Annotated in this window: 9 protein-coding genes; 6 read left to right on the top strand and 3 right to left on the bottom strand. The window is 65.7% G+C overall.

From position 1 onward, the window contains the following. Positions 1-761 precede the first annotated feature (761 nt). Entirely contained in the window at positions 762-1538 is a 777-nt protein-coding gene (locus ACYVAN_RS16070; RefSeq protein WP_460960369.1) for a TIGR02391 family protein, read from the bottom strand. Between the two features lie 496 nt (positions 1539-2034). Here ACYVAN_RS16070 and pglW point away from each other — a divergent pair, with 496 nt between their 5' ends. The 6 genes from pglW (at position 2035) to ACYVAN_RS16040 (ending at position 20155) form a co-directional block, all read left to right on the top strand. Then, entirely contained in the window at positions 2035-6441 is a 4407-nt protein-coding gene (gene pglW, locus ACYVAN_RS16065; protein WP_460960367.1) for a BREX system serine/threonine kinase PglW, read from the top strand. A 72-nt stretch (positions 6442-6513) separates the two neighbouring features. Further along, positions 6514-10116 carry a BREX-2 system adenine-specific DNA-methyltransferase PglX gene (pglX, locus tag ACYVAN_RS16060; RefSeq protein WP_460960365.1) on the top strand — a complete coding sequence of 1201 codons (3603 nt, stop codon included), beginning with the start codon at positions 6514-6516 and terminating at the stop codon, positions 10114-10116. Then, positions 10113-13931 (top strand): DUF6079 family protein, encoded by a 3819-nt coding sequence (locus ACYVAN_RS16055; RefSeq protein ID WP_460960364.1) that lies wholly within the window; start codon positions 10113-10115, stop codon positions 13929-13931. The genes pglX and ACYVAN_RS16055 overlap by 4 nt, the downstream gene beginning before the upstream one ends. After that, a complete protein-coding gene (gene pglZ, locus ACYVAN_RS16050; protein WP_460960362.1) occupies positions 13928-16759 on the top strand; it encodes a BREX-2 system phosphatase PglZ in 2832 nt (943 codons plus the stop codon). The genes ACYVAN_RS16055 and pglZ overlap by 4 nt, the downstream gene beginning before the upstream one ends. After that, on the top strand, positions 16756-18057 hold the full coding sequence (brxD, locus tag ACYVAN_RS16045) for a BREX system ATP-binding protein BrxD (RefSeq protein WP_460960360.1): 1302 nt from the start codon (positions 16756-16758) through the stop codon (positions 18055-18057). The genes pglZ and brxD overlap by 4 nt, the downstream gene beginning before the upstream one ends. Further along, entirely contained in the window at positions 18050-20155 is a 2106-nt protein-coding gene (locus ACYVAN_RS16040) for a DEAD/DEAH box helicase (RefSeq protein WP_460960358.1), read from the top strand. The genes brxD and ACYVAN_RS16040 overlap by 8 nt, the downstream gene beginning before the upstream one ends. 47 nt (positions 20156-20202) lie before the next feature. On the opposite strand, the gene ACYVAN_RS16035 is transcribed toward ACYVAN_RS16040, so the two are convergent. Both ACYVAN_RS16035 and ACYVAN_RS16030 read right to left on the bottom strand, forming a co-directional pair. After that, positions 20203-21420, bottom strand: a complete 1218-nt coding sequence (locus tag ACYVAN_RS16035) for a Shedu anti-phage system protein SduA domain-containing protein (RefSeq protein WP_460960356.1) — start codon at positions 21418-21420, stop codon at positions 20203-20205. Continuing rightward, on the bottom strand, positions 21417-21680 hold the full coding sequence (locus ACYVAN_RS16030; protein WP_460960354.1) for a fumarylacetoacetate hydrolase family protein: 264 nt from the start codon (positions 21678-21680) through the stop codon (positions 21417-21419). The genes ACYVAN_RS16035 and ACYVAN_RS16030 overlap by 4 nt, the downstream gene beginning before the upstream one ends. Between the last annotated feature and the right edge of the window lie 87 nt (positions 21681-21767).

Below are 21767 nucleotides of genomic sequence, written 5' to 3'. Positions count from 1 at the left end.
GGCCTGTTCGGAGGCCAGCGCGACCACGCGCGTGGCACCCGCGAAATGGCCGGGACGCCGTCCCTGTCCCGGCAACGGTGTCTCGCCACAAGCCGCTGACGGCATCCACGGGACAGCAAGGACGGGCAGCACGCGCTGTCCCAAACCTCAAAACAGCAGTTCAGCGACATGAGTCCGCTGTCCCAGGTTTTGAAGCCAGAGCTGTTCGCGGGACACGACCGGGACGGACGAAAGACACCCCAAAGAGCGCAGAAGCCGGGACCGTCGGCTCTCTCGGCAACACGCACCGGCACAGGCGTCGAAGCCTCACACATCCGACGGAAAGGGAGCAGAGCCGTGGACGAGATCGACGAAGAGCAGTCAGCGATCGTTGGCCCCCCGATCCTGTTCAGGGTCCAGACGGACTCCGTTGCAACCGGTATCGGCAACGAAACGACCGAGACAACCGACGGCTTAAGGGCCGACTCGGCTCAGACGCGTCAGAACGCTCGACGTCGCAGATGTGTCTAACAGCGCCCACCGGCGGTGATTGATCCAATCGGATTATCTCGCAGGCCCGCCGCCCACACTAGACATCTCATTGAATAAAGGTCCCCCGAGCATCTGCTTAGACTCGTTAAGATTTACAAATTTGTAGTTATTGCGAACTAGAAGGGTGTTCGAAACCTGGTAAAGATAATCGTAACGCCCTTCTAGCGGTTACAGTCATCTATACTTGAGATGTATCTAAGTATAGATGGACAGCTCGTTCTCTTGCTTCGTTAAGGTGTCCATCGTGGAGGTTTTGCCCTGTCAAGAGCTCTGTGCAGAGCACTCGCCACTGACAGCCATTCGATTATCTCGTCCGAGTTAAAGTGGGGGTCTGAAGGCCTGTGTGCGCGCGGATTTCTCGCCGCCTGATACAAAGCCATGCCCAGATGCATGTAACCTTCTTGTTCGCTTACATCTGATTGAGTGGCGCCATCATTAACGGCGACTACTCCCTTTTTATTGAGCGTGGTCCCCACCAAGGATGCGCCATCATCATCTAATCCGCTGAGCTGACGCAGACGGGCGCCCACGCTCTTGCAGGCTTCCTCGACAGCCTCATCGCCGTGACCACTCGACAGCCGACTCAGCGCACCCGACTTGATAGCAGGATGAAGATGTTGCAGGCGCGACTCTATCCTGTTCGGCCCAGTAGAGTTACTTCGCGTAATTTCGGGAGAATCAAGCGCCTGAAGAATGAAAGACTGAAGGCCGCGTACAAGTTGCTCGCAGGTTCGCTTCACAGGCCCGGATGCGTAAACCCACGACATCTCTTTCTGGCTTTTTGCCAGCGAAACCGATACATACCTGTCGGCGTCGTCACTGTCACGCTCAGAGCGCGTGATGTCTACTTCAGTGACATCTCTGCGATCTTCTCCTAGTTCAATTTTCGCATCAAGTAAAGAATCGTAGTTTCCATAGAGGTCCCGCTTTCCCTGTACGCTGATATTAGTTTCCGCGTCAGGCCACTGATCCGTAACCCTTTCCAGTTCCTGGATAATCTTCTCCATCAGATCCCAATTTTGATGATGGCCATGCGGGACCGATGCATTAGCGGTGAACTCTCTCGCTGCCATATTTTTGACCACCTACCACTTGCTGAGAATCAGGATAACTCGCCACGCCATGCGTGTCGATCATAGCTGACGACTTGGAGCGAGTATCGACAACCACAGGATGGGCAACCTTCAAGCATCAACCTCGTGGAATGGCTGCTTCCGATGGCATGGACACTGAATCCCGCAACCGTCGCTCTGCACGATTGCCTCACCAAAGACCTCCCGGGGGGCGCCAGCAGTTGCCGGTGAGCCGCTGGTGGCACCTTCTGAACGGCTTGGGGCAGTGGTTGGGGATACGGGATCGCAGACCCATGGATGTCGAGTGTTCCTCGCAACCCACGGCGAATACCTAGTTTGTGGGATGCACCGTGGCGCCGAGCACAAATCCTGCATCCAGGGACCCTCCGGGTGATCACGAAGCGGTAACGCGGCGTTACGCTGACTTGGAGTGCTGCGAAGGTGGGGGTGTACACCCGAGGCGACGTGGCACGGTAGGCACTCGCAAGATCAAGAAGGGGGCGCACGAGTGCAGTCAGGTCGCTGGGTCGAGGTGAGCCCGTCGCAGTTCACCCACGAGGCCGAAGGCTTGCGTTTGGCGAAGGAGTTACTGCCGGACGTTGAGCCGTTCCGTGCCTGGTCGAACTTCGAGTTTCGTGACACGCACGGCCGGTGGCACGAGGTCGATCTTCTGGTGCTGGGCCGCGACACGCTGCATCTCGTCGAGCTGAAGTACTACAGCGGCCGGTTGCGCGGTGATGACCACCGGTGGCTGCGTGACGGCCACCCAGCAGAGGACTCGCCGCTGAAGCTGGCACGCCGCAAGGCCCAGTACTTCGCCAGCTTGCTCAAGGCCAGGCTGCAGGAACATTTGCGCGAGCGGGGGGTGCACAACGTCGACGTGCGCGACTACGTGCCATTCGTTCAGGAGTCGGTATTCCTGCACCACCCGAACTTCACCTGCGAGTTGCCCAGCCATTCCCGCCAGGGCCTCTATGGCCTCGACGGCAACGAGCAGAGCTCGGGACTCGCACCGATCTCCGACCTTCTGCTGGCGCCGGCCAAGCACAAGCCGATTTCGAAGAACAACTCGGGGATCCTGAGCGGGTTGATGGAGAAGATCGGGCTGGTGCAGCGACGTCAGCGGGAGGTCGGTTCGTGGGTCATCGACGACGAGCCGCTGGGCGATGGCGACGGATGGCAGGACTGGCCAGCGTTCCACCGGGTCGCAACCACCGACCGGTACCGCATCCGGTTCTACATCCCCAAACCCGGCAGCAGCTCTGCTGACGAGCGGCAGTTGCAGCGCCGGATCGAGCACGAGCACCGGCTGCTGTCCCGGCTGCACCACGACAGCCTGCTGGTCCCGCGCGACATCATCAAAGACGAGCTCGGTGTCGGCCTGGTTTACGAGGATGACCAGCGCCTGACCCGGCTGGACCTGTGGTTCGCCGACCGGGGCGAGGGTCTGGCTTTGGATCAGCAGCTCGAGATCATCCGCGAGGTTGCCGAAGCGCTGAACTATGCGCACCGCCACCGGGTGGTGCATCGGGGGCTGACGCCGTCCGCGGTGTCGTTGCGGGAGCGCAGCGGTGGCGGTATCTCGATCGCGGTGGCGAACTGGGAGGCGGCGGGCAGTGTCTCTTCGCCCAACCACACCAGTCTGAGCAACACCGGGTTGTCTGATGCCGAGTTGTCGGTGAGCCCGGTCGGGCCGGACCTCACCGACGAGGAGCAGCTTTTCGAGGCACCCGAGGGCCGGTGGGCTCCCGATGCCGACCGCATCCGCCTCGATGTGTTCGCGCTGGGCACGCTCGCGTTCTACATCCTCACGAACCAGACGCTGCCCGCGCAGGATCGGGGCACGCTGGTCGATCGGCTGCGTCGCGACTCGGGGCTCGACCTGTCGGCGGAGGTGCCGCAGATCCCATCTGCCTTGCGCTCGCTGGTGCTCACTGCCACAGCCCCCCGGCCGTCGGAGCGCACGCCGACGGTGGCGGTGTTCCTGGAGCGGTTGGAAGAGGCGACGGCTTCCTCTGCGACGCCGACCGTGGTCGAGGAAGATCCGCTGGACGCTCGCCCCGGCACGGAGTTGGCGGGCACGTTCACCTACCTGCGCAAGCTCGGTTCCGGATCGACGGCGGTCGGCATCCTGGCCCGCGACGCGAGCGCGGGAGACGCGATTCGGGTGCTCAAGGTCGCCAAGGACGATGCGGCGGCTGAGCGGCTGGCTGCCGAGGCACAAGTGCTGGGCAAGCTCAACCACGAGCGCATCACCCAGCTCAACTACCTGACGAACATCGGCAACAGGACTGCGCTGGTGCTGCAGCATGCCGGTGATTCGACACTGGCCGATGAGCTGGCCACCAAGCGCGGGCGGCTGTCCCTCGACCTCCTGGAGAGGTGGGGGACCGACCTGCTCGATGCGCTGGTGGAGCTGGATCGCGCCGGCATCAACCACCGCGACATCAAGCCCTCCAACCTCGGTGTGCGCAAGGTCGGTAAGACCGAGACCCGCCTAACCCTGTTCGACTTCTCGATGGCCGGCACCGAGAGCCGCGCGCTGAGCGCGGGCACCCCGCCGTATCTGGACCCGTTCCTCGGGCAGAAGGAACGGACCAGTTACGACAGTGCAGCCGAGCGTTACGGCGCGGCCGTTGTCCTGTACGAGATGGCGGCGGGCAAGCTACCGCAGTACGGCCCCGATCCGGAGGCGAACCCGGCCAGCGTCTCCGACGACATCACGGTCGATGGTGCGGCTTTCGATCCGGCGGTGGCCGATGATCTCGAGGCGTTCTTCCGGAGTGCGCTGGCCCGTGAGGTTGCCGGGCGTCCGGATACGGCTGAGGACATGCGTCAGGCGTGGAAGTCCGTCTTTAGCGGGCTCGGGCGCTACAGCGCCGACACGGACGAGAAGGTGGCCACGGCCACGGTCGAGAGCACCCTGGCTGAGGCGGGCCTGTCCGCGCGGGCGATCTCCGCACTGGAGCCGGCGAGCGTGGGCACGGTCGCGGATCTGTTGTCGCTGGACTCGGTGCAGCTTAACCGGTTGTTGGCCAAGGAGATCAAGTCGACCACCGAGGAGATCCGCAAGCGCGTCAAGGCGTGGCGCAAGGAGTTCGGCCCGCAATTGACCGGGCGGCGCCGCCGCGAGGCCGAGCCGACGAACCTCGCCGATCCGCTCGCGGCCGCACAGTTGCTGGCCACGACAGCGAAGTATCCGCGTGCGACGAGCCGGGAGAAGGCGGCGCGGCTCGTCCTGGGGCTGGATGAGGGTCTCGATGCGTTCGCCGCTCAGCACGAGCTGGCCAAGGCGGTCGGCAAGTCAGGCCCGCGCGGTCACCAGCTCATCAAGGAGCTGCAGGACACGTGGTCCAAACAGGACGCACCGCGCAGGTTGCTGGATCAACTGGTCGCGCTGCTCAGCCGCACGTTGAACTCGCTCGGCGGGGTCGCCACCGTGCAGACCTTGACCAGCGAGATCCTCGCCGCCTTGCCGGAACTGCCTCGGGAGTCGGTGGAGCAGGGTGAGCGGGTGGCGGCCGGGCTGCTGCGGCTGGCGCTGGACCGCTACAACGAGCATGAGCTGGCCGAGAACGAGGAGCGGCTGGCCAAGCGGCGCCACGACGGTCGGCTGGCGCTGCTGGCCAGGGAGCCGGTGCTGCTGGATGCTGCGGAGGCTGCAGCCCAGCGGGCCAGTGATCTGGTCACGCAGGCAGGCACGGCTGGGGAGTCTCTGGTGACGCAGCAGCGGGCTGCCCGGGAGCTGCGGACGAAGTTCGTGCGTGCTTTCGCCGCCGGTTCGACCGATGCGGAGGCGAATCCGCCTGCTATGACGGATCTGCGTCTGGTGCGGCTGGCGGCGCAGGCTTCTCGGGACACCGCGTTGTCAGCGCGGGGTGAGCTGCATGCGCGCGGTCTGACTGCCTCCACGGCGGTCCGGTTGGCGCTGGCCGGGCTCGCCGAGGCGGCGGTGCTCGCCCCGGAGGAGTTGACCGCGCGGGTGCGGGCAAGGTTCCCGCAGCTGGCTCCGCTTCCGTCGCGCCCGGAGCTGGATGCGGTTGTGGAGCGTTCGGGGGTGGGGCTGCGTTTCGAGGACGGTGCTTACCGGGCCCCGCACACCGCGCGGTCGGCCACCACGGGTCTGCCGTCCCGGGTGGCGAGCACGGTGCCGGAGCGCACCGAGGCCGCTCTCGGTCGGGGTGACTACTTGGGCTCGACGCTGTCCGGCAGCCTCTCGGCGCGCTCGTTCCTGGCGTTGGGGGTCGTGGTGCGCCGCTCCGATGAGTCCGATCGCGCCGCCCGCGCGTTGGAGCTGTGGTATGGCGGCACGGTGCTCGACGTGACCGGCCTGATCATCGACGAGATGCAGGCTGTCGCCGAGCAGTCGAAGCTGCCCTGGGAGTTGGTTCGCAGCGCCGATGCCGCTCAGCAGGGCAGCCGCGATGCGCAGGGCCTGCATGCGCTGGTGCAGCGCGTGCTGCCGACGATCGGCGAGCGCATCGACGCGGAGGTCTTCGAGGGTGATCGCGCGGGTGCCGGGCCGTTGATCCTGACCGAGCTGTCCCCGCTGGCGCGATACGGGCACCTGAACATGGTGGCGCGCTGGAGTGATCTTGCGGCGCGGCGTGCACGGGCGGTCTGGGCGGTCCTGCCGCAACTGTCCTGGATGTGCGGTGCGCTGGTGGACAGCAAGCCGCTGCAGTTGGGGTCGAACGGGCAGTTCGTGGAGCTGGATGCCGACTGGCTGGCGACGCAGGAAGCCGAAGCCGGCGCCGAGTCGAGCAGCGACGAGTCGAGCAGTGCTGGGTCAAACGATGCCGAGCCCAGTGCGGCGCAGCAGACAGAGACAGCGTAAACCGGGGCAGCTCAGTCACTGGTTCTGATCAAGACATGCGAAATAGAGTTTTTGTAATGAGGAGAGTGTGCGGTGGCTAAGGTGACCGGGCTGGTGGGCGAGCTGCGTAAGCAGGTCACCGAGCTGGAAAAGGATCTGCGCGCGCGGGTCGACGGCACTGACGAGTTCGCGAGGCAAGACGGGGTCGGCGAGCGCTGGCGCGCGGAGTACGAAGCCGCACTGAAGGCCGAGCGCACGGCCGCCTCCTGGCAGGCGTGGCGCGACGAGCGGGTCACGCAGTCCGCGGTCGCATGGGTGCTGCTGACCGTGTTCGCCCGGTTCTGCGAGGACAATGAGCTCGTCTCGAAGGTCTGGATCGCCGGGCCGACGCGGGCACGCCGCCAGGAAGCACTGGATGCTCGGCGCGCCTACTTCCAGACGAATCCCGAGCACAACGACCGGCACTGGCTCACCCGGATCGTCGAGCACTTCGCGCAGGTCGGTGCCACGGCGGGGCTGGTCGATGCGTACTCGCCGCTGCACCAGGTAGCGCCGTCCGGCGACGCGGCCCGGCGGCTGCTGGAGTTCTGGTGGGAGGCGAACTCCGAGGGTGAGTTGCTGCGGCGGTTCGGCCCGGAGGTGAACCCGGACCTGGACACGCGGTTCCTCGGTGATCTCTACCAGGACCTGTCCGAGTTCGCGCAGAAGACCTATGCGCTGTTACAGACCCCGGAGTTCGTCGAGGAGTTCATCCTCGATCAGACCTTCGAGCCCGCGCTGGCCGAGCGGCCGTTGGACGGCTTCACGGTCATCGACCCGACCTGCGGATCCGGGCACTTCCTGCTCGGTGCATTCGGCCGCCTGTTGGACCGCTGGTCCAAACACGCCCCGAACCTGGACTCGCGTGCTTTGGTGCAGAAGGCACTCGACGGCGTGCACGGTGTGGACATCAACCCGTTCGCCGTCGCCATCGCCCGCTTCCGGTTGCTCGTCGCGGCGCTCAAGGCTACTGGCGAACTATCATTGGAGAAGGCACCGGACTTCCGTACGAAGGTCGCCGCGGGGGATTCACTGTACTTCGGTGCTATTCAGCGAACCTTCGATGAGGTGTTACTCCGCACCGATGACGAGGCGGAGCCATTCTCGTTCGCGACAGAGGATGCCGCGTTGCTGACGCAGATTCTGGACACCAGGTACGACGTGGTCGTCGGCAACCCGCCTTACATCACCGTCAAGGACAAGGCACAGAACGCGACGTACCGCAAGTTGTATCACTACTGCAAGGGAACGTACGCGCTCACGGTGCCGTTCATGGAGCTGTTCTTCGACCTCGCACGGGGCGGTGACCGCCCGGGCTGGGTCGGGCAGATCACCTCGAATTCCTTCATGAAGCGCGAGTTCGGCGCGCCGCTGATCAAGAATTTCTTGGCAAATAAGGATCTGCGTGCGGTGATCGATACTTCGGGGGCCTACATCCCTGGCCACGGCACGCCCACCGTGATCATGGTGGGCCGGAATCAGTCTAAGCTGGACGAAACCGTGCGGGCCGTGCTCGGTGTTCGCGGCGAGCCAGGTCGTCCCGAAGATGCCGCCAAGGGAGTCGTGTGGAGCAGCATCGTCGGTCACATGAGCGAGCCAGGATTTGAGAACGATTGGGTAACTGTTACGGATTTGGACCGAAAGTTGCTTGCTCAGCACCCGTGGAGTTTGTCCGGCGGTGGAGCTGTTGAGTTGACTGGTAAGCTGAACAAGTTCGGGAAATCAAAACTTCAGCATAAAACTGATACGATCGGATTTATGGCAGTCACCAGGTTGGATGACGCATATTTTGTTGATCCGGCAACTGCGATCCGCATGTGCGACTCGGATTATTCTGTTCCTGTTGCTGGTGGCCAGAATGTCCGTGACTGGGGGGTAACCTGCGAGGTGCGAAGCTTTTTTCCTTATAGCTCAGATGGCACAGAAAGCGTTTTAGGCGAGACTCTAAGAAAACATCTGTGGCGTCATAAGCAAATGCTAAATGATAGACGGGCTCTTGGTGGCACACCTTTGGAGCGTGGCCTGCCGTGGTTTTCATTTTCGGATTTTCATCCTGATCGCTGGGACACTCGGGCGGGCATTTCTTTTCCTTTTGTGGCAACACATCAGCATTTTTCACGTGTGCCGCCCAAAACTCTGTTTATTCGCACGGCGCCGGTGATCAAGTTGCCGGAGGGGGCGACGGAGAACGAGCATCTGGAGTTGCTGGGGGTGCTGAACTCCTCGGTGGCCTGCTTCTGGCTTAAGCAGAACAGCTACCCGAAGGGTGGCGACCCGATGGGAGACGAGGGTGCACGTGTTAGCGGGTCGGCATGGAGCGATCGATACGAGTTCACAGGTACGACGCTGAAGGACTTCCCGCTGCCTGTAGATCTACCGCTCAGCCGTGCTCGTCAGCTTGACACGCTTGCCCAGGAACTCGTCCGGCACACTCCAGAGGCTGTTGCGGAGGTCGGCCCACCGACGCGGGAGGCACTCGACGTCGCGCATGTCGAGCACGAACGCATTCGGGCACAGATGATTGCCGTGCAGGAGGAGCTGGACTGGGAGGTCTACCGGCTCTACGACCTCATTGACGAGGACCTGACCTACTCCGGTGAGCTTCCCGGGTTGACGCTGGGGGAACGGGCCTTCGAGATCGTCCTGGCGCGCGCGATGCGAGACGGGGAAGACACAGCTTGGTTCGACCGCCACGGTTCCACGCCGATCACTGCTATCCCTACACACTGGCTGGATGATTACCGCGATCTAGTGCAGCGCAGGCTCGACGTGATCGAGAGCAACAAGAACATCCGGCTGCTGGAAAAGCCCGAGCACAAGCGGCGCTGGTCGATCGAGCCGTGGGGCAAGCGGATGCAGGCGGCGCTGAAGGATTGGCTGCTGGACAAGCTGGAGGACCAAGCGCTGTGGTTCGACCGGCAGGGCCGTCCGCGGCCGCGCAGCGTCGCGCAACTCGCTGACCAGGTCGGCCGCGACGAGGAGTTCGTCAGCGTGCTGGCGCTGTGGGCGGGACGTCCGGACGTCCCGGTGGCCACCAGCTTGCAGGAGCTGCTGGCCGATCAGGCCGTGCCGTTCCTGGCCGCCTACCGCTACAAGGAGTCCGGCCTGGACACGCGCGCGGCCTGGGAGGAGACCTGGCGACTGCAGCGCAAGGAGGACGCCGGGGAGGCGCTGGACAAACCGATCCCGGTGCCGCCGAAGTACAAGCCGGCCGACTTCGTCAAGCAGTCCTACTGGCAGCATCGCGGCAAGCTCGACGTGCCCAAGGAGCGGTTCATCCTGTACCCGGACGCGGGCCGGGAGACCGATGCGAGCCCACTGCTCGGTTGGGCGGGCTGGGACTATGCGCAGCGGGCGTTGGCGCTGGCGACCATCATGAACGAGCGTGAGCAGGAAGGCTTGTCCGACGAGCGGATGGTGCCGCTGGTGGCCGGGCTGGCCGAGGTGCAGCCGTGGGTGCAGCAGTGGCACGGCGAGATCGACCCGACCTACGGTGTGAGCCTGTCCGCCATCGTCGACGAAGAGCTGGCCTCTCGCAGGCAGCGCGTCGGCAAGACCATCGAAGAACTCGCGGCGTGGCGGCCGGAGGTACCGGCACGCGGGCGGCGCAAGGGCGCGGCGACGAAGGCGCAGACGAATCAAGGGGGCACAGCATGAGCGCGTTGCTGCGCGATGTCATCGGTATCCCGGAGCGAGCCGGCAGTGAGGACTACGTGCTGCGGCTCGCCGAGAGCACCGAAGCTTCGCACATCCAACAGACCCTGGCCGAGTACGTCGTCACGCCCTCGCTGGCCGAGAACTTCGACGACGCGCTCGCCCTGGTCGCCGACGCCCTGAGCAACGACAAGAGCCGCGGGGCGTTCCTGACCGGCTCGTTCGGTTCGGGTAAGAGCCACTTCATGGCCGTGCTGCACGCCCTGCTCGGCCACGAGCCGGTCGCGCGCAACGTGGCCGACCTGCAGCCGACGATCGCCAAACACGATCGGACGCTGCGCGACAAGAACCTCCTGCGACTGACCTACCACCTGCTGGGCGCGAACTCACTGGAAGAAGCCATCCTCGGCGGCTACCTGCAGCAGGTGGCCCAGTTTCACCCGGATGCGCCGGTGCCCGCGGTGCACACCAGCGACACGCTCCTCGTCGACGCGGAAAACACCCGCCAGCGGATGGGGGACGAGGCGTTCTTCGCGGGACTCAACGGTGGCGCGTCGGGCGATTCGGACGATCCGTGGTCCAGTTTATTGGGCAAGGGGACGTGGAGCGCCGAATCGTATGCGGCAGCCCGCGCGGCAGGACCGGACACCGAGCAGCGCCAGAGCCTCGTCACCGCGCTGACCCAGACCTACTTCCGGGCCTACACCCAGTTCGCCTCCTACGTCGATCTCGACACCGGACTCTCGGCGATCTCCCGGCATGCCAAGGCGCTCGGCTACGACGGGATCGTGCTGTTCCTCGACGAGCTGGTGCTGTGGCTGGCGTTTTCCGTGCGGGACAGCGAGTTCTTCCGCAAGGAAACGCAGAAGATCACCAAGCTGGTGGAATCGGCCGGTTCGGGCCGGGCCGTGCCGGTTGTCTCGTTCATCTCGCGCCAGATGGACCTGCGCAAGTGGTTCGCCGACGCGGGTGCCTCCGGTGCGGAGCAGGAAGCCCTGGACCGGGCGTTCCGGCACCAGGAAGGCCGGTTCAGCACCATCGAACTGGGCGATGACAACCTGCCGCAGGTGGCCCACCAGCGGCTGCTGCAACCCCTCGACGACCGGGCGGGGGACACGCTCAAGGACGCTTTCGACGGCCTGGAGCGCCGCCCCGAGGTGTGGGACGTGCTGCTGGACGGCGTCAACACCGACGAGCAGCACCGGGGTGCTTCGGAGGCCGAGTTCCGGCTGACCTACCCGTTCTCCCCGGCGCTGGTGTCCACGCTGCGCGCGCTGGCCAGCGTGATGCAACGCGAGCGCACCGCGCTGAAGGTCATGCAGCAGATGCTGGTGGACCGCCGCGACACGTTCACTGTGGATGATGTGATCCCGGTTGGGGATGCCTTCGACCACATCGTCAACGGCAAGCAGGCGTTGGACAATCACGCGGCCAACATGTTCCGGGCCGCCACTTCGCTGTACGAGGAGAAACTCAAACCGGTCCTGTTGCGGGAACACGGGGTCAGTCAGCAGCAGATCGAGCAAGACCCGTCATCGGTGCCGCAGGGTTTTCGCAGTCAGGAACGCCTCGCCAAAACGCTGCTGCTGTCGGCGGTCGCGTCCGGCGTTCCGGCGCTCAAGGAGCTGACGGCGTCGCGGCTGGCGTCGCTGAACCACGGGTCGATCCTCTCCCCGTTGCCGGGCAACGAGGCGCGGCTGGTGATGGCGGCGATCAACACGTGGAAGAAAGAAGTCCCCGAGATTCAGACGTCCGGGGAATCGAGCGACCCGGTCATCCGCGTCCAGTTGTCCGAAGTGGACTACGAGACGGTTATCGATCGCGTCAAGAGTGAGGACAACCCCGGCCGGCGCCGACAGATGGTCAAGAAGATCGTGCACGAGGCGCTCGGAGTCGACCCCAACACCAGCGACATCGGTGGCGCTGCCACCCGCACGGTGATCTGGAAGGGATCCCGCCGCGAGGTCGACGTGGTGTTCGGCAACGTGCGCGATGCGACCTGGCTGACCGACGAGCACTTCCAGGCCCGCCCCGGCACGTGGCGGTTCATCGTCGACTACCCCTTTGACGAAGAGGGTCACTCGGCCGCCGACGACATCGCCCGCCTCGACAAGATGCTGCAAGCCGGCAAGTACGCCAACACCGTGGTGTGGTTGCCGTACTTCCTCACCGCCGAGGTGCAGCGCGATCTCATCCGGCTGGTGAAACTGGACTGGCTGTTCACCGGCCCGGGCGAGCGCTGGCAGAACAATTCCGACCACCTCTCGGAAACCGACCGAGCGCAGGCGCGCGTCATCCTGGAAAACCAGCACGGGAGTTTGAAGGAACGCATCACGCGGGTGCTGCAGCAGGCCTACGGGGCGGCAGCAGCCGAGGCGAACAACCTGGTCGAGGATGCCGGGCACACGCAGGTGCTCATCTCGCTCAACCGCGAGTTCAGCCCCGCCGAACCGGTGGGCACAGACCTGGGGTCGGCCTTTGTCAACCTCATCGACCAGGCGTATCGCTCCAGCTACCCGTCGCACCCGGACTTCGAACCGTCCAACACCGAGATCACCACCAAACAGCTCGAGACGGTGCGGGAGTACGCGGAGAAGGCCGCCACCGACCCCGACGGGCGCGTGCCGGTGGCCTCGGCGGATCGGCAGACGCTGCGCCGGATCACCGGTCCGCTGCGGCTGGGCCAGACGACCGAGACGCACTACCTGTTCGGCGACGACACCGTCGCCTTCTGGGCCGGTGAGCTCGACCGTGGAATGGCCAAAGCCGGTCTCGACCAGCACGCTGCGGTCACCGTCCAGCAACTGCGCCGCTGGGTGGAGGACCTGACCCCCAAGTGGGGGCTGCGCACCGACGTGTGTGACCTGGTTATCAGCGCATGGGGCCTGCTGCACAAGCGCGCCTGGTACGAGGCCAACACCGCCATCCCGATGCCGCCACTGGGCAAGCTCAAAGACCACCACGAGCTGCGCCCGGAACCGCTGCCTGCGCAGGAGGACTGGCACGCCGCGCTCGACAAGGCCGGGCACCTGTTCGGGATCGTCGGGAACCCGTACCTCACCGGAGCCAACGTCGGTGAGTTCAGCGAGAAGCTGCGCCAGACGGCCACCGAGCGGGTCAAGGCTGCCGAATTCCTGGTCACCGAGCTGCAGGAGGCCTACCGCAGGCTCGGTGCCGAGCGCACCGTCGACGACCGGCTGACCACCGCCGAAGAGGCCGCGCGGTTCGTCACCGACGCGTCCCGAACTTCGAACCGGGTGAAGCTGATCGAGAAGGTCGCGCAGGTGCAGTTCAGCGCCTCACTGCAGGCGGTGGGTGCTTCCCTGGCCGATGCTCAGAGCACCGCGCGCGCCCTGCACGCCTTTCAGTGGAGCCGACTGCAACCGGTGCTCTCGGCTGCCGAGACCGGTGGTGATGACCATTCCCGGCAGGCCCGCAGCGTTCTGCGGAAGCTCCAGGGCGCGGTGACCAGTAATGAGCTGGCGGCCCGGTTGCCGGATGCCTTGCACAGAGCCGAGGACGAGACGTTCGACTGGCTCTCGGCCGGCCGCACGAGCACCGCGCCTCCGGCACCCCCCGCGCCTGCGCCCGCACCAGCACCCGCGCCCGCGCCTGCCGGGGCTGCACCGGGCGAGGCTGCGAGTGTCGGCGCGGACGAAGCCGGCGAGAACGCGGACGAGCCGGCTGTGGACACTGCTGTCCGTGACCGGATCACCCTCACTTCGAGCAGCGAGGTGTCCGTGGTGGAGAGCGAGCTGAAGCGGTTGCTGGCCGAACACCACCACGGCCGCATTCACGTGCAATGGTGGGTGGAATGACCACGACCGCCGACGGGCACACACTCATGAATGCCAGCCAACCTGTCGTGCGTGCCCTGCTGGACGAAGCCATTGCCAAGGGCTACGACGGTGGCGTGCTCGGCGTGCAGGCCGCGCCGAACTGGGACGGTCCGGAACGTTTCGTGCATGCCGGCCAGGGAGTGCAGGTTGCGACCTGCCCGTCCACCTTGGCGGTGTGGGAAGCACTGCGCGAGCGGGGCGGCGACGGATGGTTGGTGCTGCTGACCCCGCGCGACGTCGGCGACCTCGGCGGTGGGGCACTCACACACCTGGTCTGGAACCGGCTGCGCACCCCGGACCCGTGGCAGGCCGTGCAGCAGCGATTCGCCGCCGCCAGTCTCGATCCCGCCCTCTACCAGCACACCAAGCATCGGGACGTGGCGACCGGGCTGCTCGCGGCGATGCCGCTCGACGGCTGGCCCCCCGCACCGGGCGGGGTACTCACCCGCGACCACGCACTCGACGCGGTCGTGCGCGCCCAGCTCCAGCTCGTCGAGCGTGGGGTGGAGGTCGACGTCACGGCGGTGCTGGAATGGAGCCTGAACCCGTCGTCGCCGGCCGCACTGGCGGATCTGCGTGCGGCGGTGGGGGATTCGCTGACCGACTCGGTGATCGACTGGCTCGCGGAGCGTTGCGGGTTGGCGGCTGGTCCGGTCCGGACTCTGCTGCGGGAGGGCCGGGTCTTCGACCTGGTGCCGCTCGGTCTCATCGCAGGCCTGCTCAGTTCGGACGATCCCGCTGTGGCTCGCGCCGTGGGCCATTTCGAAGGCACTTACCGGCTCGGACGCCTGCGCCCGGCAGTACTCAAGGCCTGGCACGCGGACGCTGCCGGACTGACGACCCAGACGTTGCCGGAGGATGTGGCGCGGCGCGTGCTCGAGACCGCCACCGTCCGCCTGCGCGAGCTCGAGATCAGCGAGCTGGCCGAGACGTCCGAGTTGCTTCCCGCCGGGCTGCAGGCCCGACTGGCCGATCTCGCCGGGGAAATCCGCAGCGTGCTTCCCACTCCCGGCGATGTGGCCGCCTCGGATTCCGGTTCGGACGCCGCGTTCGACGCCCCGCTGGTCACCGCGAACCTGGCTGCCGTGGAACAGACGTGGAACCGGGTCTGCAAGCACCAGCTGGTGAAGTCCGACGACACGGCGCGCGCGTTCGCAGCCGGCATCCGCCTCGTGCGATGGCTGGCCGGCGAGGTGACCGCCGCCGGTGATCTGTCGACCCTCGTTGAGCGTCAAGTCAGCGTTGATGCCTGGGTGGACTCGGCCATCAACGATGTGATCCGAGGGACCGCCGACGCCGGCCTGGCCGGAGTACTCGGCTCGATTCTGGAACTGTCCCGCCTGCGCCGGGACCGCCACGATCGTGCTTTCGGCGCCGCGCTCGCCGCCAGGGAGGAGCCCGACCAACTCACCGTGGAGCGGGTGCTGCCCGAGGTCGCGGCCCCGCTGGCCAAGCAGCAGCCCGCGCTGATGCTGGTGATTGACGGACTCAGTGTCGCTGTTGCCGCCGATCTGATCGCCGATGCAGCCCGGATCGGCTGGGTCGAGTACGCCGTGCCGGGACAAACCCGCCGTGCGGGCGCGCTGGCCGTGTTGCCGACGCTGACCGAGTTCAGCCGCTGTTCGCTGCTGTCCGGCGAGCTGCGGCAAGGCTCCGAGGATGCCGAGCGGCGCGGTTTTGCCGAACTGCTGAAGGCCATGCGGCTCGGAGCGCCGTCAGATGCCGGTGACAGGGCCGGCGTGCCGCTGTTCCATAAAAAAGAGCTCGACACGGCACCGCACGGTCAGGCTCTCGCGCCGCAGATCCAGACCGCGATCGCCGACACGGACAACCGGCCACTCGTCGCGGCGGTGCTCAACACGGTGGATGACATGCTGCACCACACCGACCCCGGCGGTACTGATTGGACACTGCAGACCATCCGCCATCTCCGGCCGCTGCTGGAGGCGGCGCGGCGCGCCGGCCGCACGGTGATCATCACATCGGACCACGGCCATGTCATCGAGCGTCGCGACGGTGAGCTGCGCAAGCACGAGGCCACCCACGGTTCGCGCGCCCGCGCGGACCAAGGCCCGGTCGCCGCGGACGAAGTGCGGGTGAGCGGAACTCGTGTGCTGACCGGTGAGGGTAAGGCAGTGCTCGCGGTGAATGAACGCGTGCGCTACGGCCCGCTCAACGCCGGTTACCACGGGGGCGGATCACCGGCCGAAGTCGTGGTCCCGGTCATGGTGCTCCACGCCGGCGAAGCCCCCGACGATGCGGCACTGACGACCATGGGCAACGTCGAGCCCGCCTGGTGGCAGCCCACATCGGCGGGTGACATACCGGTGAGTACCGCTGTCCGCGTGGAGCCCGAGGAGCCGAAGTCGACTGTGCAGGAACGGCAGGATCCCAACTATGGTGAGGGACTTTTCGAGATCAGTGAACCTGCTCCGCCCGAGCGGGTGAAAGCCCCAGCCGAAGCAGCGAAGTCCCCAGCCGAGACCGCTGCGGCCAAACTCGCCCGGGCCGTGACGAGCTCGGCGACCTTCGCCCAGCAGCGATCCATCGCCGGGCGCGTGCCCGTTCGGAATGACAAGATCACCGCCCTGCTCACCGCGCTGCTGAGCGCACCGGGCCGACGGATTTCCGCACAGCAGGCCGCCGGCGAGCTGGGCGTCGCCCCCAACCGGCTGCGAGGTGCGTTGCCACTGCTCAAGCGCGTCCTCGACGTCGAAGGTTATGTGGTGCTCGATTACGAGCAGGAATCCGCCGATGTCGTGCTCGACGAGGCGATGTTGCGCGAGCAGTTCGGGGTGAGCGCGTGAGTGCGGCGGTGTCGCCACGCAGGCGACGGGAGGTGCTCGACGCGCTGCGGCGCGGCACCGTCCCGGCCAACGGCTTCGACCAGCTAGCCGTCGGACTGGACGGGTTCGACCGCGAGCTGGATTCCGAGCTGACCGGTGTGGCCGGTGGGGGCGCGGTGTTCAAGGCCGTGCGCGGGGAGTACGGCGCCGGAAAGACCTTCTTTTCGCGGTGGCTCGGTGACCGAGCGCTGAAGAAGGGGTTCGCGGCGGCCGAGGTGCAGATTAACGAGATCGACACACCGCTGCACCGGCTGGAAACGGTGTATCGGCGCACCATCGAGTCACTGCGCACCGACACCATGCCGCCCAGTGCGCTGCGCCCTATCCTGGACTCCTGGTTGTTCACCGTGGAGTCCGACGCTGCCGGTGATGACGGTGAGGTCTCCGATGCGGCCGTAGAGGCCTTGCTCGAGCAGCGACTGTCCGAGGTCGCCGCCAGGGCCCCGGTCTTCCCGATGGCCATCCGCGCCTATCGGCGGCTGGTGGAGGCCGGCGACCACGATGCCGCCGACGGCTTGGTGGCGTGGCTGGGCGGCCAACCACACGTCGCCGCGAGCGTCAAGCGCACCGCGGGCATCAAGGGCGACCTCGACCACTTCCTGGCCCTGGGATTCCTCAAGGGACTGCTGGCCATTCTGCGCGATGCCGGCCATCCCGGGTTGCTTCTGGTGTTCGACGAGGTGGAAACACTGCAGCGGGTGCGCAGCGATGCGCGTGCCAAGGCACTCAACGCCCTGCGGCAGCTCATCGACGAGATCCACGACGGGCACTTTCCCGGGCTTTACCTGCTGATTACGGGCACTCCGGCTTTCTTCGAGGGGCGACAGGGCATCCAGTTGCTGCCGCCCCTGGCCGACCGGCTGCACACCGACTTTTCCCGCAGCCCGCGGTTCGACAACCCGCGTGCTCCCCAACTACGGCTGACCGGTTTCGATCTGGACAAGCTCGTCGAGCTCGGTACCCGCGTGCGGGATCTCTTCGTGGCAACACTGGAGGACTCCGAACGGGTACTGCGCACTGCCGACGATGAATTCCTCCGTGACTTCGCGTCCTCGGTGGCGGGCGGGCTCGGTGGGCGCGTCGGTACCGCGCCCCGGTTGTTCCTGCGCAAGTTGGTCGATGTCCTCGACACCATCGAGTTGTATCCCGACTTCGATCCACACACCGACTACGAAATGAAAATCTCGTCGGCGGAGCTCAACGACGCCGAGCGGGAGGCTGCCCACCGTTCGGCCGACGATATCGAGCTCGATGTCTGACGGGGGCGATGTCGACGCGTTCGCCGCCCTGCACCCGGCGGTGCAGTACCACCTGGCCAACACGCTGCGCTGGCCCGGGCTGCGCCCGTTGCAGGCCGAGGCGGTCCACCCGGTGCTGACCGGAGAAGATTGCCTGCTGCTCGCCCCGACCGCCGGAGGAAAAACCGAGGCGGCCACGTTGCCGCTGCTCACGCGGATGGCGAACGAGAATTGGCAGGGTGTCTCGGTGCTCTACATTTGCCCGCTGCGGGCCTTGCTCAACAACTTGGAACCTCGGCTGTCGTCCTATGCGGCCTGGTTGGGGCGGTCCGTGGCGCTGTGGCACGGCGATGTCGGGCAGTCTGCGCGTGCTCGCGTGCTGCGGGAGCGTCCCGACATCCTGCTCACTACCCCCGAATCGGTCGAGGCCATGCTCGTGTCGACCAAAGTGGACCCGCGAGTGCTGTTCGCGGGCCTGCAGACAGTAGTGGTCGACGAGGTACACGCGTTCGCCGGAGACGATCGGGGCTGGCACCTGCTGGCTCTGCTCGAACGGCTGTCCCGGCTCATCGGTCGGCCTCTGCAACGCATCGGGCTGTCGGCGACCGTCGGCAACCCTGGCGAGCTGGTGAGTTGGTTGCAAGGTACGCAGCAGTCGTGCCCTCGGCGGGTGGTCCAGCCGGCTGTGGCGGCGGGTGTCCCGGATGCGGACGTCACTCTCGACTACGTGGGCTCCGTTCCCAACGCAGCAAAAGTAATCGCCTCCCTGCACGAGGGGGAGAAGCGGCTGGTTTTCGTCGACAGCAGGCGCCGCGCCGAAGAACTGGGCGCGGCACTGCGCGCGCACGGTGTGACCACATTCCTGTCACATTCGTCGCTGTCGGCCTCGGAGCGCCGGCGTTCGGAGGAAGCCTTCGCGGAGTCGACCGACACCGTGATCGTGGCAACGTCCACACTGGAACTCGGCGTTGATGTCGGAGATTTGGACCGAGTCATTCAGCTCGGCGCCCCGCGTACCGTGGCTTCGTTTCTGCAGCGACTCGGACGGACCGGTCGACGGGCCGACGCCAGCCGCAACTGTCTGTTCCTGTGCCTGGACGAAGACTCCCTGTTGCACGCCGCAGGATTGTTGGAACGATGGTCAGCCGGGTGGGTCGAACCGATTACCCCACCACCATCCCCGCGGCACATCGCCGCTCAGCAACTCCTGGCGCTGTGCCTGCAGGAACATTGCGTCGGCGCCAATACCTGGCGGGACTGGTGGGGCGATCTTCCCCTGTTCGACGAACATGCCACGGAAATCATGGATTTCCTCCGCAGCGAGGGCTACTTCGAAGCCGACGGCGATTTCCTGTTCATCGGTCCGGAAGCCGAACGAAAGTTCGGGCGCCGCTACTTCTCCGACCTCACGGCGGTATTCAGTGCGCCGCCCGAGTTCACTGTGCTGCACGGGCGTGAAGAGGTGGGCACCATCGGCGACGAACTCTTGGTGGAAGAGACCGACGGGCCGAGGGTGCTGCTACTGTCCGGGCGTGCCTGGCAGGTCAACCACGTCGACTGGGCACGACGTCGCTGTTGGGTTGAGCCGAGCGACCTGACGGGACGGGCGAAATGGACCAGTGGGGGCGTTGGGTTGTCCTTTGCGCTGACGCGTGGAATACGTACTGTGCTACTCGGGACGAACCCGGCCGGAGTCACGCTGACGCGTCGGGCGGAGAAGGTCCTCGACGGTCTCCGGGATGAGCAGGCCGTCCATGTCAGTCAGGACTCTCTCTTGTTCCGTGAGACCGACAGCGGGGAATTCCGGTGGTGGACGTGGGCCGGCAGTGCGGTGAACCGGACCCTGCAAGCGTCCCTGCCGGAGATCATCGACCCACGCCAGCGTATCGGCGACCGCTCGCTGCGACTGCTGCCTGACCTGGACAGCCGGGAAATCAGCGCTGCCATGTCGGAGGTTACCGTGCGCGACCCGGCTGTGAGCGCCAACGCGGTCAGCGGACTCAAGTTCTCCGCAGCACTGCCGCCCGACCTCGCCGTGGCCACCATGGCCACCCGGCTCGGCGACCACCCACACACCCGAGAGGTTCTCGCCGAGACCCGGCGCATCATGCGGGCGTGAGAGCGAACGGTCGGCTATCGGAAGTGGGGCCGGCTCTCGGCTGCAGGTCATGTCGTCACGGGACTGGGGAATCGCCCAAGGAGCGCTCGGCGTTGTCGAGAAGTTCCTTGTAGGTGAGTACTTCGACTCGGTTCATGTGCGTGTTGAGCGTGCGGAGTGCCTCGTTGACCTCTTCCTCGGAAACGCCCGGGTGTAGCTTCGGATGGCCGATCAGGACCATGGCGCTCGCAACGGCGAGTTTCGATGCCGAACTCGTCGCGGATGCGTTGCCGATTCTCGTCGAGGCCGACCAGGTAGTTGATGGCCTGTCCGACTGCATCGTGGACCTCGGAGGTGGGCACCCATGCGTTGCGGTGCCGCTTGATCAGGGCGGAAGCCCCCATGGCGCGCTTGAGCTCCACAACGTGTAGCGCGCCGTCGGCGCGGATCAAGGGAATGTCGATTTCGTCGCCGGGCACCAGGCGCCGACGGGCGTCAGCACTGACGAAACGTCCCCCGAAGAACCAGTGCTGGTCTTGTAGGGCATGCTGCAGGGCGTGCTCGGCGGCCGAGGGATCTTCCGCGATAGTGCGGATTTCCGCGAGGCTGCTCGCTCGTTGTTTCAGCTCCGCAGCTTTGAGCACTGTCCGTCTGTCCTCGTCGTATGCGAGGGCCTTGAGTGCTTCCGGCGAGGTGACGAGCCGATGTGCTGCCTCGGCCGGGTCTTCCACATCGACCCGGTCACGGAGGGCCCGTTCCAGCCAGAGCGCCATCTCAGCCCGGCCCCGAACGATGCGGTAGCGGCCTGGACAGTCATCCGGGGCATCGAGGAACCGAACTTCTTCGGGGAGTGAAACAAGCTGGTCGAGCAGCTCTTTCGCGGTGGCCTCACCGTGCTCGTCCAGGAACTGGCTGCCTCTCTCTTCAAGGAAGCTGAGGCTTGCTGAAATTACCGTGGACACGTAGTTGCGGTTTTTCTCGCTGCGGGCGCCGTCCTGGAACAGTCGGTACCTCTCCTCGAAGTCGGGTAACAGGATCCTTCCCGTTGCGTAGTCCAGGGAATCTTGCACGAGCCGTACGACGTCCCACTCGTTCTCCTCGGAGGCCCGGAGGCGCACTTGCTCCAGCAGCTTCTTCAAAGCATTCCCGCCTCTGAAGCGTCCGTCCTTGCCGCTTCGTAGATGGCGCCGAGCGACGGCGATCGCCCTCTTGACCTCTTCCTCGACCGCTTCCTTCTCGATCTTCTGCAGTTGTAGTTCCAGGGACAGATCCGCTCTGATCTTCATGGCGAGCATAGTGGAGGAGAGGTCTGACAGTTCTTCGAAATCAGGTCCGGGATGTCGAAGATGAGGTCCTTGACCAGTGCCAGCTGACGGCTTGCGCCGTTGGCGGTCGTCTCCAGCTCGAGCGCGGCGACGTCGGCGATCTCGTCCGCGGACACCGCGTACGGCCCCATCGGACAATGCGTGTCCAGCGATTTGCCGAGCAACCACTGCTTGTGGTCGCGCACCGCAGCGCCGGTGCTCAGTCCGCCGCTGTTCAGCACTGCTGCGAGTTGGCGTTAAGCGTGCAGGCGCACTGCAGACGCAGTGATCGGTCAGGACGACGGGGCTGGAGCTAGCTGGCTCGATGA

Source organism: Parasphingorhabdus pacifica (genome assembly GCF_054779195.1).
Note: the sequence above shows the minus strand (reverse complement) of the source record. Positions and strands in the feature narration are given on the sequence as shown.

Excerpts from the sequence above, each read along its gene's own strand:
- ACYVAN_RS16070 (WP_460960369.1), bottom strand. The coding sequence starts at position 1,538 with ATGGAGAAGATTATCCAGGAACTGGAAAGGGTTACGGATCAGTGGCCT.
- pglZ (WP_460960362.1), top strand. The coding sequence starts at position 13,928 with ATGACCACGACCGCCGACGGGCACACACTCATGAATGCCAGCCAACCT.
- ACYVAN_RS16035 (WP_460960356.1), bottom strand. The coding sequence starts at position 21,420 with ATGAAGATCAGAGCGGATCTGTCCCTGGAACTACAACTGCAGAAGATC.
- ACYVAN_RS16055 (WP_460960364.1), top strand. The coding sequence starts at position 10,113 with ATGAGCGCGTTGCTGCGCGATGTCATCGGTATCCCGGAGCGAGCCGGC.
- ACYVAN_RS16040 (WP_460960358.1), top strand. The coding sequence starts at position 18,050 with ATGTCTGACGGGGGCGATGTCGACGCGTTCGCCGCCCTGCACCCGGCG.